The sequence below is a fragment of the Acinetobacter sp. ESBL14 genome (genome assembly GCF_036668815.1).
Lineage (GTDB): Bacteria > Pseudomonadota > Gammaproteobacteria > Pseudomonadales > Moraxellaceae > Acinetobacter > Acinetobacter gyllenbergii.
In genome coordinates, this window is record NZ_JAZEVS010000001.1 from 1321451 (window position 1) to 1334955 (window position 13505).

General features: G+C 39.8%; 12 protein-coding genes. 8 read left to right on the top strand and 4 right to left on the bottom strand.

What is annotated here, in order from left to right; translation table 11 throughout:
* The first annotated feature begins 105 nt into the window (after positions 1-105).
* Entirely contained in the window at positions 106-1125 is a 1020-nt protein-coding gene (locus V6E90_RS06530) for a 2-dehydropantoate 2-reductase (RefSeq protein WP_332604860.1), read from the top strand.
* A 52-nt stretch (positions 1126-1177) separates the two neighbouring features.
* Here the strand turns inward: V6E90_RS06530 and V6E90_RS06535 are convergent, their stop codons facing one another.
* The gene (locus V6E90_RS06535) at positions 1178-2050 is read right to left on the bottom strand and encodes a bile acid:sodium symporter family protein (RefSeq protein WP_332604861.1); all 873 of its coding nucleotides are present in this window, start codon (positions 2048-2050) and stop codon (positions 1178-1180) included.
* Between the two features lie 742 nt (positions 2051-2792).
* Between V6E90_RS06535 and V6E90_RS06540 the strand changes: the two genes are divergently transcribed.
* From V6E90_RS06540 to V6E90_RS06565, 6 genes are all read left to right on the top strand, one after another.
* Entirely contained in the window at positions 2793-3854 is a 1062-nt protein-coding gene (locus V6E90_RS06540) for an HlyD family secretion protein (protein WP_332604862.1), read from the top strand.
* A gap of 25 nt (positions 3855-3879) precedes the next feature.
* Entirely contained in the window at positions 3880-5427 is a 1548-nt protein-coding gene (locus tag V6E90_RS06545) for a DHA2 family efflux MFS transporter permease subunit (RefSeq protein ID WP_332604863.1), read from the top strand.
* Positions 5428-5582: 155 nt separating this feature from the next.
* Complete coding sequence (locus V6E90_RS06550; protein WP_016540055.1) at positions 5583-6404, top strand: hypothetical protein; 822 nt, start codon at positions 5583-5585, stop codon at positions 6402-6404.
* Positions 6401-7987 carry a GH3 family domain-containing protein gene (locus V6E90_RS06555; protein WP_332604864.1) on the top strand — a complete coding sequence of 529 codons (1587 nt, stop codon included), beginning with the start codon at positions 6401-6403 and terminating at the stop codon, positions 7985-7987. The genes V6E90_RS06550 and V6E90_RS06555 overlap by 4 nt, the downstream gene beginning before the upstream one ends.
* Entirely contained in the window at positions 7984-9318 is a 1335-nt protein-coding gene (locus V6E90_RS06560) for a TolC family protein (RefSeq protein ID WP_332604865.1), read from the top strand. Before V6E90_RS06555 ends, V6E90_RS06560 begins: the two co-directional genes overlap by 4 nt.
* Positions 9318-10484: a hypothetical protein gene (locus tag V6E90_RS06565; protein WP_332604866.1), complete on the top strand. Its 1167-nt coding sequence runs from the start codon at positions 9318-9320 to the stop codon at positions 10482-10484. Before V6E90_RS06560 ends, V6E90_RS06565 begins: the two co-directional genes overlap by 1 nt.
* A gap of 65 nt (positions 10485-10549) precedes the next feature.
* Here V6E90_RS06565 and V6E90_RS06570 read toward each other — a convergent pair whose 3' ends face one another.
* The 3 genes from V6E90_RS06570 to V6E90_RS06580 all read right to left on the bottom strand — a co-directional run bounded on the left by V6E90_RS06570 (position 10550) and on the right by V6E90_RS06580 (position 12343).
* Complete coding sequence (locus V6E90_RS06570; RefSeq protein WP_016540059.1) at positions 10550-11020, bottom strand: SRPBCC family protein; 471 nt, start codon at positions 11018-11020, stop codon at positions 10550-10552.
* Positions 10998-11357, bottom strand: a complete 360-nt coding sequence (locus V6E90_RS06575) for an ArsR/SmtB family transcription factor (protein WP_332604867.1) — start codon at positions 11355-11357, stop codon at positions 10998-11000. The genes V6E90_RS06570 and V6E90_RS06575 overlap by 23 nt, the downstream gene beginning before the upstream one ends.
* 92 nt (positions 11358-11449) lie before the next feature.
* Positions 11450-12343 carry a DMT family transporter gene (locus tag V6E90_RS06580; protein ID WP_332604868.1) on the bottom strand — a complete coding sequence of 298 codons (894 nt, stop codon included), beginning with the start codon at positions 12341-12343 and terminating at the stop codon, positions 11450-11452.
* Between the two features lie 89 nt (positions 12344-12432).
* Between V6E90_RS06580 and V6E90_RS06585 the strand changes: the two genes are divergently transcribed.
* A complete protein-coding gene (locus V6E90_RS06585; protein ID WP_332604869.1) occupies positions 12433-13305 on the top strand; it encodes a LysR family transcriptional regulator in 873 nt (290 codons plus the stop codon).
* Positions 13306-13505: the final 200 nt, after the last annotated feature.

A 13505-nucleotide genomic window follows, 5' to 3' on the forward strand; every position in this document is an offset into this window, starting at 1 on the left:
TTTTAATAGAGGATGTGCATCCATTTGTCAGTTAAGTGACAACTCAGACCATTCATTGTGGTTAAAGTAAAACAGAGAAGGAATCGAATAAATTTAGGCAAATAAATGAAAATTTGTATTTATGGTGCAGGCAGTATTGGATGTTATCTTGGTGGTCGTTTAGTGGCAGCAGGAGTCAATGTTGATTTTATTGTGCGCCCAAAAATACAACATCAGTTACAGCAATATGGGCTCACGGTATCCAATTATCTCGGACAAACATACGCTATTCCAGCATCACAGCTTCAACTCAGCAGTGAGTCAAGTCTAGCAACACAAGCCGATATCATTTTAGTCTGTGTCAAATCCACTGCAACGGAGCAAGTGGCGCATGAGTTAAAAGAGACTTTAAAGAAAAATACCATCGTTATCAGTTTTCAGAACGGTGTAAGTAATGCTGGAATTCTAAAGCAGGTTTTATCTGAACATACAATTCTTGAGGGTATGGTACCTTTTAATGTCGCTGCTTTGGGCAATGGGATTTTCCATCAAGGTACAGAAGGGGCTTTGTATGTGAAAAAACATGCTGGCTTGAATGAGCTTGTTGCCGCATTTAATGGCGCTCAGCTTGAACTGAAACTTGAAGATGATATGCAGGCGATTCAATGGGCAAAGTTATTGCTAAACCTGAATAACTCAGTCAATGCTTTATCTCAGCTTCCACTTAAACAACAACTTTCAATTCGAGCTTATCGTCAATGTTTGGCAATGGCGCAGATTGAAGCTTTGGCATTGCTTAAAATCGCTAAAATTAAGCCTGCACAACTGGCAGCTTTACCAGCACACCTCGTTCCATCTGTATTAAAGCTACCAAATTCGATTTTCAATCTGCTGAGTAAGAAAATGTTGGCGATTGACCCACTGGCTCGTTCTTCAATGGCAGATGATTTAATGGCTGGGCGAGCAACGGAAATTGACTGGATTAATGGAGAGGTTGTTCGTTTAGCAACGCAACTGAATTTAAAAGCGCCAATCAATCAAAAGCTGATTGAGTTAATTAAACAAGCTGAAATCACATCCAAAGCATGGTCAGCCAACGCACTTAGCGATCAGTTGGAAGCGGTGAATAAAGCTGAATTTAAATAAAAGCCATAGCATATTTCTTTATACGCTATGGCGGTGATGGTTTAAAAAAAGGTTAAGCTTTTATCGTTTCCTGAGCGCCAAATCGTGTTATCAACGTTCCAAAAATAGTCGCGAAAATATACATAAAAATTGAGTACACTGCAGCAGGCATGGCAATGGTGGTACTTGCCATAATGGTGAGTGCAATGGTCATGGCAAGCGTACTATTATGAATACCAATTTCAAACGCACATGCACGAGCTTGATAAGAGCTGATCCCAAACAGTCGTGGTACAAAATAGCCAACACATAGACTAATTGCACAAAATAAGGCAGTTGCAAAGCCAATTTGCCCGATATATTCGATCAGGTTATTTCGTTCTTTGATAATTGCACCCAAAATAATAATCAGAAGGAACACTACAGCGAAAATCCGTACAGGGCGATTCAGTTTTTCTGCGGTATGCGGCGCATAATGGCGGATCAACATCCCAATACAAACAGGAACCAGAATGATGGCAAACACTTGCAGTACTTTTGCAAATTGTAGTCCGACTTGTTGACCTTCATTCATAAAATGCAAAATCGAAAAGTTGACAATAAAGGGTAAAAAAATGGCTGCAATAATGGCATTAATTGCGGTTAAAGTGATGTTCAGTGCGATATCACCTTTATATAAATAGCTAAATAGATTTGCGGTTGATCCACCTGGTGAAGCTGCAAGTAACATCAAGCCGACCGCCAGAAGCGGCGGTAAGTCCAGTATTTTGCAAATTAAAAATGCAATACCAACTAATAAAATAAGCTGACAAAACAAAGCAATGATCACTGCTTTGGGGTGTTTACTCACTCGGGCAAAGTCTTTGAGTGTGAGCTCTAAACCGAGCCCAGCCATGACAATCGCCAAAGCGATGGGTAGAAAAAGTGTGATGAGTCCAGAATCCATAAGCAGTCCTTCTTTTTTAAATCAATATTATTTTTCCAATTTTTTGGTGGTTTTGTCCGATCAAATGACAACTTAGCGGTATCTAAATTGATATAGTTCACATTTGAGCAGAATCGATCAACAACAGTGTTTAGCAATACTTTAAATTTTTACTGTCTAAAGAATGAATTAGCATATTTAGGTTATTAATTCTAATGATTTCTTTAGCTTAAATACTTTATTCACTATTACAGAAACAGTTTGTGCAATAACATACAATTTGATTGAATTAAAATATGAACATTAATAGGAGAAAAATCACTTTTTTACAGAAATTACATTTCTATAACGCTTTGAGTTTTTAGCATGACCACATTTTTATGTTTAGGAAGTGATGAAAATGACCAAAGAATTAAACTCAATGGTAAAAATAATAGTGAAGCCTAATTTAATAATTTATTTAATTTAAACAATAATATAAGTTTATTTTTTTACAAATGAAAACACGAATCATTTATGCTTATGCTAGAATTTCACAAATCTTTCATAAAAGCTTTATACCATTCGAACAATTGGCAGAAATAGAAAAATGATATGCACAAATGGTCAATGACATATTATTCCATTAAGAATGATAATTTGCGCCAATTATTACATTGTAACTATTTATTTATGCACAATTAAGTGAAAAGTTACGTGAAAAGATGGCCATTTAACCGTGGCTCAAAATAAAAACTGTATATTACAAAATAGCGGAATAAATATGGATAACGTAGCTCAGCTCGAAACTGATACTAATTTCCAAAGTCGAAAAAAAATAACTTGGGTAGTATTTAGTGTACTCATCTTATTTCTGATCTTAGGCATCGCGTATTATTTTTTGGTTTATCGATTCTATCAATCGACCGATAATGCCTATGTTCAGGCGGATGTCACTTGGGTGATGCCAAAAATTTCAGGTGAAGTTGTCGAATTGATTATTAACGACAATCAGTTTGTGAAAAAAGGTGAGGCTTTGGCTATTTTAGATCATCGTGATTATCAGGCACGTTATGATCAGGCGAAATCAGTTGTCACCTTAAAACAAGCTGCGCTTGCTGTGCAGCAACAGAATGAAAAGTCCGCAAAATCATCGATTAGTGAAGCCAATAGTGGTGTAGTTGCTGCCCAAGCCGATTTATCTCGCTTGAAAAAAGATTTCAATCGTTATCAAGATTTGCTCAAAGACGGGGTGATAACCCGACAAAATTTTGAAGGCATACAATCCCAATATTTAACGGCTCAGGCACAGCTGAGTAAAGCCCAAGCTACAGTCAATGCCGCAGAGGCACAGTTAGGGAGTTTACAAGCCGGTCGTGCCCAATTGCTTGCTGATATCCAAAATGCCAATGCGACACTAGACCTATATCAAATTGACCTTTCATCCTCAAAAGTAATGAGTCCTGTTACGGGGAAAGTTGGCAGCCTGTCGATTCAGAAGGGTTCTCGTGTTTCACCACAAACACGTTTAATGGCGATTATTCCTGAGAAAAGCATATATGTGCAAGCCAACTTTAAAGAAACTCAAATCGAGAAAATGCATATTGGGCAGGCAGTTAAATTAAAAATTGATGCCTATCCAAGTCTGACCTACACAGGCAAAATCGAAAGTTTTTCACCAGCATCTGGCGCGACCTTTTCACTCATGCCACCAGACAACGCCACAGGAAATTTCAATAAAGTGGTGCAACGTATCCCTGTGCGGATTGCAATTGATTCGAGCCCACATATTGACCTTATAAAACCTGGAATGTCCGTCAGCGCGACTGTTGATTTAAGAACTTAATCAGAAAAGTTTTGGGTATAAGAAAATGAATAAACCGAACCAAGATGAGTGGAAGTTTGCGCCAAAAACAGCTTGGCTGATTTTTGCTGCCATGATTTTTGGTAATTTCATGGCAATTCTGGATATTCAAATTGTTGCAAGTTCTTTGAATGAAGTACAGGCAGGTATGAGTGCCAGTCGTTATGAAGTGACATGGGTGCAAACGGTTTATTTGATTGCTGAAATTATTGCAATTCCAATGTCTAGCATCGTTTCTCGGGTGCTCTCGACTCGAATTTATTACACCATTTGTGCGATCGGATTCACGATTAGTTCATTGCTGTGTGCTTTGGCATGGAATCTGGAAAGTCTGTTGGTTTTTCGCGCAATTCAGGGTTTTATGGGCGGCGGTATGATCCCCACCTCAATGACGGCGTTATATCTGTTGTTTCCTGAAGCGAAACGTGCCTTGCCGTTGGTGATGTTTGGCATGATCAGTACTTTAGGTCCAGCTATTGGCCCCACCATTGGTGGTTGGTTGACCAATAACTTTTCATGGCACTGGATGTTCCTGATTAACATCATCCCCGGTATTTTGATTGCGACGATTATTTACTCTGGTCCAAATATAGACCGCGCCAATTATTCACTCATCAAAAGCATGGACTGGTTCAGCCTGATTGGTATGGCCATGTTCTTAGGTGGTTTGGAGTATTTCTTGGATGAAGGGGCGAGACATGATTGGCTCGCTGATACAGGCGTTCGTGTTGCTTTTATCATTTGCCTGATTGGTGGCATGATCTTCTTCTCACGCAGTTTTACCCAACCCAAACCACTCTTAGATCTGAGTGTATTTAAAAACAAAAACTTCACTTTAAGCTGCATCATTACGTTTGTGATTGGTATGGCCTTATATGGCTTGGGCTATATGATTCCTGTGTTTCTTGGGCAAGTCCGAGAAATGAACAGCAGTCAAATCGGGCATATCATGATGGTGACAGGTATTGTGATGTTCTGCTTTGCACCTTTCCTTGCATGGTTAATTCCAAACTTTGATACCCGAAAAACCGTATTTGTTGGCATGATTTTGGCGGGTTTTGGGGTCTGGCTCAATTCGCATCTCAGTATTCACAGCGATTATGACTTCATGTTCTGGCCACAAATTTATCGTGGTATTGGTCTGATGATTTGTTTGATCGTGGTCTCACATTTGGCAATGAGTACTCTGCCATTAACCAAAGTTGCTGATGCCAGTGGTATTTATAACCTGATGCGCAATATTGGTGGTGCTGTTGGATTGGCATTGATCAACTCGTCGCTCGATTGGCTGACAGCAATACACGTGACGCAATTGAATCAATATATGAATCCACAGAACTGGATCTTCATTGAGAGATTAGATCAATTGACAGCGCAATACCAAGAGGTTGGGAGTAATGCTCAAAAAATCGCGCTCAGTGTGATTTACCGTGATATTCACTACCAAGCACTGACATCAAGTTTCAATGATTTATTACGTATGCTGGCCATCATTATGTTTGTGGCGGCTTTCTTAACCATCTTTATGGATAGGGGGAAGAAAATGGACATGTAGATATTCAATGCTAGAGGGTTGTTTCATATAACGAAAAATAATCGGGGCATCGTACACAACAACATACCCCGTCATAAAAAGAACAGCGATATGAGTTTTTATATTTCTTTATGAGATAGGGGAACGTGCATATCCAAATTTAGAGGTTGAAGCAGATGATTAATACAACATATAAACTGATTTCAAGATTCAATAATAAAGAATCTACCTATGGTCAATATGTCGAGAAAGAACAAATCGATATCGATCGGCTAAAAGTCATGTATTCGATTTACGAGCAATATTATGAAAATACCAAGTTTTCGATCTTTGCAGATGATTTCAAAAAGAAGAGTGGTGCCATCTTAATTTTTAACTCGGAAACTGATGAAATCGTTGGTTTTTCTACTGTTGTTGTTCAGCATTTTTATCTGAATGGAAAGGATTATACGGTACTGTTTAGTGGTGACACTGTTATCCTTCGAGCATTTTGGGGCACCCGCACGCTGCAAAGCACCATGCTTAAACTGATGATCAAATTACGTGTCAAATATCCATTTAATGAACTGTATTGGTTATTGATTTCTAAGGGCTACAAAACCTATCTACTGCTCGCCAATAACTATTATGTGTATTATCCAAATATTAACGATGAGAACCAGCATCTTTCCAGTGTGATTGAACATTATTGCGAAAACTTCTTTGGCGAATATTATGACAAAGAAGCTGGATTATTGAATTTCGGTGATGATTATCAGCCACTTAAAGGTGAGGTGGCGCCGATTACAGAAGAAATGAGAACAAAGAATCCCAATATTCATTTCTTTGAGCAAAAGAACCCAACATGGACTGTCGGTACCGAATTACCTTGTATTGGCCGTTTAGGTTGGAAAGATATTGCACGCTTCCCTGTTAAGTTGATGACTAAACCTGCCAGTAAGGGGCGTTGTGAAGCGGTATTAAAAAAATCAGTGAATCGTCGTGAGGTCTTCCAATGAAACATACTGAATGGTTGACCTCGGGATCACACCTGATTTTAAAACAATGGTGTGATGTTTCAGATCGAGATTTTAAAAAGCAATCTAATCGTTTAGAACTAACACAGCGTCAAATCCTGAATTCAATTTTGCAAAGCTCACATTTTGCAAAAGAGCAAAATGTGCAGGATTATGAGCAGTTTGTGCAAGCTTTTCCCGCTTCGCGTTATGCGATGTGGCGGGAGAACATCCAGCGTTATAGAGATCAGAAACTTCAACTATCAAGCAGTAAGTTGGTGCGTTTCCAGCCCACCAGTGGTTCGAGTGAACAAATTAAATTTATTCCGTATACCAAGCTGTTTTTAGATGAATTAGATCACGCGATTGCGCCATGGATGGCCAGTCTTTATCGTAAGTGCCCACAGCTCCGTTCAGGCACTCATTATTGGTCGGTGTCATGGTTGCCTGAAAGTCAGCGTGAAGTGCTGAAAGATAAAAATCTCAATGATGATAGTGCCTTATTGGGCATTGGCAAACGGATTTTATCTAAATTTACCCAAGCTGTGCCGAGCAATGTGGCTTTTGCTGCCAATGCAGATGATGCTTTGTTTGCCACAATCTGTTATCTGGTTGCTAACCGTAATCTGGCGATGATCTCGGTGTGGAGTCCGACTTTTGCATTGCAACTTTTAGATCGTTTAGAGTCTATGCAGCAAGAAGTCATTGAAGTTTTAGAAACGGGGCGATGGGGAGCGCGTCAAGCTTCATTAAAAGAAGTCAAAGCACCTTTAAGTCCAGAAAGTGCTAAATGCCTGATCGACAGTTCAAATGGTGAATACATTGATTTTAGCACCTTATGGCCTAAATTAAGTTTAGTGTCGAGTTGGGATACAGCGGGCTCTAAAGCTTGGGCGGAAAAATTAAAACAACGTCTGCCATCTGTTCAGTTTGAAGGCAAAGGTTTATGGGCAACCGAAGGTGTGGTTACCATTCCTTATAATGACCATTATCCATTGGCCTATCAAAGTCACTTCTATGAATTTGAATATTTAGAAGGTGAAAAACAGGGACAAATTATTCCATCGTGGGAACTCAACGTTGGCGATGTAGTCAGCCCAATAATTACATCGGGCAATGGTTTATTACGCTATTGCCTTGATGACTGCTTACGGGTGACCAGTTTTCTTGATCAAATTCCTTGTTTCGAATTTCAGGGTCGCCGTTTTGGTGTGGATTTGGTGGGAGAAAAACTTGCGCCAGAGACGGCGCAGCAACTTCTTTCACAGTTGAATGAAACCGACTCTAAAGCAATTTCGTTGTTGGCGATTGATACTGAGCAGCAGGTTAAACCGTTCTATTGTGTTTTGTTTGAAGGAGAGATTCATCACAGCATTAATGATGAATATATTGATCAGATACTACGTCAAAACTTCCATTATGAATTGGCACGTAATCTTGGTCAGTTAGATCAACCACAGATTCGTCAAGCCAATAACGGTTGGAATGCCTATAAAAAGCTGGTCATGTTTGATGGCATTATTGAAGGCAATATCAAGCCTGAGCCCCTCAAGAAAGTTACCCTCAATAGTTTGGAACAACTATGAAGAAAGGGATGATGCAATTTAACCACCGAGTTTCTAAGCTCTCGCATATTGCACTATGTACGGGATTGTTATTGGTTTCAAATACAATTGCTGCCATGACTTTAGACGATGCTTTGTCAGCAAGTTTAAGACATGAAAGCCAATTGGAGGTGAGCCGTTTAAGTGTGAATCAATCAACAGCGATGCTTCAACAGGCAAAACAACGTGACGGACTCAAAGTGAACTTGGTTGGACAACTTGATTATGAAAGAGTTGAAACACCGAATAATGTCATGTTTCCGACTGAAGGAAACCGAAAAGGTCGTAGTTTGCAATTACAAATGGATTACCCTATCTACACATCAGGGCGACATCGTCTAGGAATCGATGTCGCCAAGAACCAGCTTTCTGCACAGTCACAAGGCTTGTCGGATCAACGCTCGGAAACAATTTTAAATACGGTGATGGTCTATACCGATGTGTTAAAGAAGAAAGCGATTTTAGAACTTAGAAAGAAGACCATGTCCAATCTTCAACGTTCCCTGTATGAGTCGCAGCGACGTTTTGATGTGGGGATGATCACTCGTGCAGACTTGGCACAAGTGCTGGCTCAGGTTGCTCAGGGCCAGGCTGATATCACGCAAGCACAATCTAATTTAACTGTGAGTGAAGCTCAGTTTTCACAAATTACAGGTTTAACCGCAGATAATCTAACAGCTGTTAACCGTCTGCCAGAGATTTCCAATAATCTCGATGAAATTTTAGCTAAAACCAAGAATCATCCAGCCTTACTACGTGCCAAATACGAAAAACAAGCTTCTGAAAAGCAATATGCCTTAACTAAGCGAGAACTTTGGCCCACCGTGATGCTGACCAGTCGTGCAGGTGCTCAGCATGAGGCCAGTTATATTGGTTCAGAAAGTAACAACTATATGGTGGGGGTTCAACTGAATGTGCCGCTCTATGACGATGGTTTAAACCGCGCCAATATTCGAAAAGCACAGGCAGATGTTGATTTGGCTAATCAAAAGATTCGTACCCTTGAGTTGGATCTGAATCAGCGTGCACGGACGACTTATGCTCAATTGCAAACCATTCGCCAAAATAAAGAGGCACTGCAAAACGCGATTGATGCAGCATCGATTGCCTTTGTGTATACCCGTAAAGAATTTGAATTGGGGACCAAAACAACTTTTGACTTGCTCAATACAGAACAAAAGTTATTGGATGTGCAAACTCAGAAAACGGTGAATGAGCAGGATGAAATCGTGTTTGTTTATCAGCTTTTAGATCAAATGGGGCACCTCAATGATTTGGTGTCCACACAAAATATGCAACAGGTGAATAATTAATGAAAACAAATCCACCAAATACTCAAAGCAATCCATTGCTTACCCGTGAAGCAACCTCGGCAGATGATCAGGCCTTACGTGAATTGATTGCGGTGCCAATGACCACCAAAGGGGTGAAAATCAGCTTTCAGCGTGAACCGAGTTATTTTAAAGCTTCGGATATTTTGTATCGGCATAAGCTGCATGTGGTGATTGAAGATACGGAAAGTCAAAAAAATGTGGCTTGTTATAGCAATGGCCATCGCCCGTGTTATGTTGATAAAACAATACAGAATGTGCGTTATGCCAGTGATTTACGTGTCGATCCAAACTATCGCGGCAAATCTTTGGTCAAGGCTTTAGGTGTCCATGTCAAACGAACCATGCATGATCCTAATTTTAGCCAAATGATCATCTTTGATGATAATCATGCTGCACGAGCAGCAATACAAACGGGTAAAACAGGCATTCCTGATTATTATGATGAGGGATTAATTGAAACCTTGACCCTGACACATTTGGGGGCTAAAAGAAAAATTAAGGCTTTTTTAACCCAAAGAACTCAAGCTAAAACAGAGATTAGCGAGATTAAGTCCTGTGTGGCGCGCGCTGAACATATTACGGTAATGACTCGATTTATTGCTGAAATGTCGCAGTATTATAATTTTATCCCTGCCTATAATTTTGAAGAATTGCTGGCAGGACATCATTATTTTACAGGTCTACAACTCTCGGACTTTCAGCTTTATTTTCAAGATGGAAAATTGGTTGGCATGTTTGGATTATGGGATCAGCATGCGCTTAAACAAACTAAAATTTTGCATTATAGTTCAGCGATTGGTGTACTGCGCCCAATCTATAATTTATTGACCAAAGTCACGAAAGGTATGCCACTACCTAAACTCGGTGACTCATTAAGGTATCATGTATTACACACTTTATTATGCCATCCACAGCAGTTAGCGCTGCATCATTTAATGCTCGAAGATGCACAGAAACTGTCTAAGCAGCGTGGTGTTGGAGTGGTCAGTTTTACCTTATCGCATCAAGACCCACGCTATCAGCTCAATCAGTTTTATAAAGGCGAGCGCTTAACCGGTATGCACGGTTTTATTAGCTTTGAAGCTGATCCACGTCCAAAATTTGATAAAAACCTAATTCCATATCTGGAAGTTGGGCGGATCTGATTTGAGTCATAAAAAATTCCTCAAACGATTTAAGCTTTGAGGAATTTTTATATGTCATGTGTCGATTATGCTTTTAGAGCTTTAGCATATTCAACCAGTTGATCAACCACGGTTCCCCAACCTTCAAAGAAACCCATGTCTTCGTGTTGTTGACGTGTTTCAGCACTACGATGTCTGGCAATTGCAGTGTATTTGGTTGCACCATTGCCTGCATCTTCAAGCAACAGAATTGCAGTCATAAATGGATTTTCAGCAGGTTTCCAATCTTCCGTATAGGTATCGGTAAACACTAGTTTTTCACCTTCAATCACCTCTAAAAAAACACCTTGATTGTTGATTTCATTACCATCAACATCAAAGACGGTATTGAATTTTCCACCGACTCTTAAATCAATCTCACAGGCTTTAATCGAGTGGGGGCGAGGAATAAAGAAGTGTTTGATATGCTCTGGGGTGGTCCAGCATTCCCAGACCAGTTCACGTGGTACATCGATCACTCTTTCGAGTTTTAAGTCAGTTTTTGGATCCAGTTTCATTTTCTCTTTTCCTTTTTAATTCGAGTGCGTAACGATCAAATTGATTTAGTCTTTGTTCCCAGATTGCCCGTTGCTCACTTAACCAATTTTGTATGGGGGTGAATGCTTCAGGGCTCAGTGCACAAGTTCTGATTCGTCCATTTTTTTCTGAGTGAATAAGTCCTGCTTCCTCTAATTTATTTAAATGTTTTAGAAAAGATGGCAGGGCCATATCATGCTGTTCAGCCAGTTCAGTGATCGAGGCTGACCGGAAAGACAGCTGAGTGAGTATTTCTCTACGCGTAGGATCACTGAGAGCACTGAATAACAAATCGAGTTTAGAATCATACTTAGCCATAGAGCTAAGTATTGTATATTTGTTGATCGCATGTCAATAAAAACTTAGCTAAATGGCTAAGTTTTTTAAAGATGATCTCTATCACTTTGTTTTTAGGGTTTATTAACTAACAAGATACCGATGAAACTGAGGGCTGCACCCACTGCCATAGACCATGTGATCGGTTCTTTCAAAATAAAATACGCCAATAAAACTGCAGAAATAGGGACTAGATTGGTAAAAATAATGGTTTTTGATGCCCCAATGCGATGAATAGCCTGTGCATACCAAATAAATGCCAATACTGTCCCAAAAGCACCTAAATAGAGAATGGATAGCCAACTACTCCATGAAATATCCGTCAACACGTGATAACCCAATTCAGGCCATGCACTGATTAAAAGAAAACCTGTACCCCAAAGTACCGCATAGGTGGTCATGGTTAATGCAGAAGCTTGGGTTTGTTTAAAGCTGAGCGTATAAATCACCCAGCTCAATACGGCACCACACATCATTATTTCCCCCAGACCAAAGGTTTGCTGCAAGGCACTAAAAAACGCACCTTTGCTTACCACGGTCAGGGTTCCGATTAGGGCAATGCAAACCCCGAAATAATTGATATTTTTCAGCCTTTCCTGAAAGAATATCCGCATGGCCAAAACCGTCAGGACTGGTGATAAGCTCACAAATAATGCGGTTCGGCCTGCTTCAATTCGAGATAATGCGGCAAAGAAAAATAGGTTATATGCACAGATCCCTGTTAAACCCATTAACATGGCATAAAAATGCTGTTGGCCTGAAAGGCTTGGAAAGTTGCCCGTAGTCTTCAGCAATAAGAGAATGAGCAGAAGTGCGGCGAGCATAAAACGTAAGAATGCAGATAGGGTTGGAGAGAGCTCTGCTGCAACAATACGTCCTGCGATGAAGGTGCCTCCCCACATCAAAGCGACACAGACCAGCTTAAAATAAACCGTAGAACTGGAAAGGGAAATGGCTAAGTGGCGCATGAGATGTTTAATCCAAACAGAATCAAACCAAATCGTAAAACTAATTTATTTTTATAGTAAAATGAGCTTTTACTCATGAATGATGTGTTATGACGCTGACTCAACTTGAAATCTTTTCAAAGCTGGCAGAATTAAGAAATTTTACCTATACCGCGCAGCAACTGAATATTTCACAGTCTGCAATTTCACATGCACTCAAAGCATTGGAAAAGAAATGGGAAACTCAGCTGTTTTATCGAAATAATAATGAAGTGGAGTTAACTGCTGCAGGGCAACGCTTACTACCTTATGTGAATGAAATTTTGAACGTTTCTAGCATTATTCATCAAGAAGTGATGGATCTCAAAGGTCTAAAAACTGGAATCTTAAGGATTGGATCTTTTGGTGCATCATCTTCCAATGTGCTGATTCCGCTTATTTTAAAGCAGTTTGCGCAACAATATCCTGATGTAGAAGTATTACTCATGGAAGGTACTGATAAAGAGGTCATGCAATGGATAGATGAACGCAAAGTTGATCTTGGTTTTGTGGTGTTGCCTGAACCCCGTTTTGATAGCTTTGCTGTGTTGGAGGATATTTTTGTTGCTTTATTGCCAGCGGATTTAGAGATTGCACAAAAGCCTGCAGTGCAATTACAAGAGCTGATTGAGTATCCTTTTATCTTGACCAGTGCGGGTAGTCAAAACCATGTCATGCAACTGTTTAAGACTGCGCAACTCACGCCACAGATTAAATATAACTTGTCGCAAATTTTGTCGATTTTAAATATGGTGAATTACAGTGCTGGCGTTTCAATCGTGGCGGATTTAGCCCTAGACAAAAATATTCTTCAGCTATATCCCAATGTAGTAAAACGACCATTATCTCCCAATATCAAACGTTCAATAGGACTCGCGGTCAAAAACAAGCAACAGATGACACCACTTGCAAAAGCCTTTGTTGAGATTGCGATGCAGCTCTAATTCTTGATAAATCTCGAAAAACTGGGTTAATTGTTCATAAATAGGCTAGAAAAACAGACAAAAGTTATCAATTACACAAAATACTTCTATAATAGCGTCCATCATTACTAAGGTCAGTGTTTAGATACCGTGACGAGATGACCTTAGCCACACTTTTTTAAGTCTATTGCTTATCCACGATTCGGCTTATAGTTCAATAT

Excerpts from the sequence above, each read along its gene's own strand:
- V6E90_RS06530 (WP_332604860.1), top strand. The coding sequence starts at position 106 with ATGAAAATTTGTATTTATGGTGCAGGCAGTATTGGATGTTATCTTGGT.
- V6E90_RS06535 (WP_332604861.1), bottom strand. The coding sequence starts at position 2,050 with ATGGATTCTGGACTCATCACACTTTTTCTACCCATCGCTTTGGCGATT.
- V6E90_RS06540 (WP_332604862.1), top strand. The coding sequence starts at position 2,793 with ATGGATAACGTAGCTCAGCTCGAAACTGATACTAATTTCCAAAGTCGA.
- V6E90_RS06545 (WP_332604863.1), top strand. The coding sequence starts at position 3,880 with ATGAATAAACCGAACCAAGATGAGTGGAAGTTTGCGCCAAAAACAGCT.
- V6E90_RS06550 (WP_016540055.1), top strand. The coding sequence starts at position 5,583 with ATGATTAATACAACATATAAACTGATTTCAAGATTCAATAATAAAGAA.
- V6E90_RS06555 (WP_332604864.1), top strand. The coding sequence starts at position 6,401 with ATGAAACATACTGAATGGTTGACCTCGGGATCACACCTGATTTTAAAA.
- V6E90_RS06560 (WP_332604865.1), top strand. The coding sequence starts at position 7,984 with ATGAAGAAAGGGATGATGCAATTTAACCACCGAGTTTCTAAGCTCTCG.
- V6E90_RS06565 (WP_332604866.1), top strand. The coding sequence starts at position 9,318 with ATGAAAACAAATCCACCAAATACTCAAAGCAATCCATTGCTTACCCGT.
- V6E90_RS06570 (WP_016540059.1), bottom strand. The coding sequence starts at position 11,020 with ATGAAACTGGATCCAAAAACTGACTTAAAACTCGAAAGAGTGATCGAT.
- V6E90_RS06575 (WP_332604867.1), bottom strand. The coding sequence starts at position 11,357 with ATGGCTAAGTATGATTCTAAACTCGATTTGTTATTCAGTGCTCTCAGT.
- V6E90_RS06580 (WP_332604868.1), bottom strand. The coding sequence starts at position 12,343 with ATGCGCCACTTAGCCATTTCCCTTTCCAGTTCTACGGTTTATTTTAAG.
- V6E90_RS06585 (WP_332604869.1), top strand. The coding sequence starts at position 12,433 with ATGACGCTGACTCAACTTGAAATCTTTTCAAAGCTGGCAGAATTAAGA.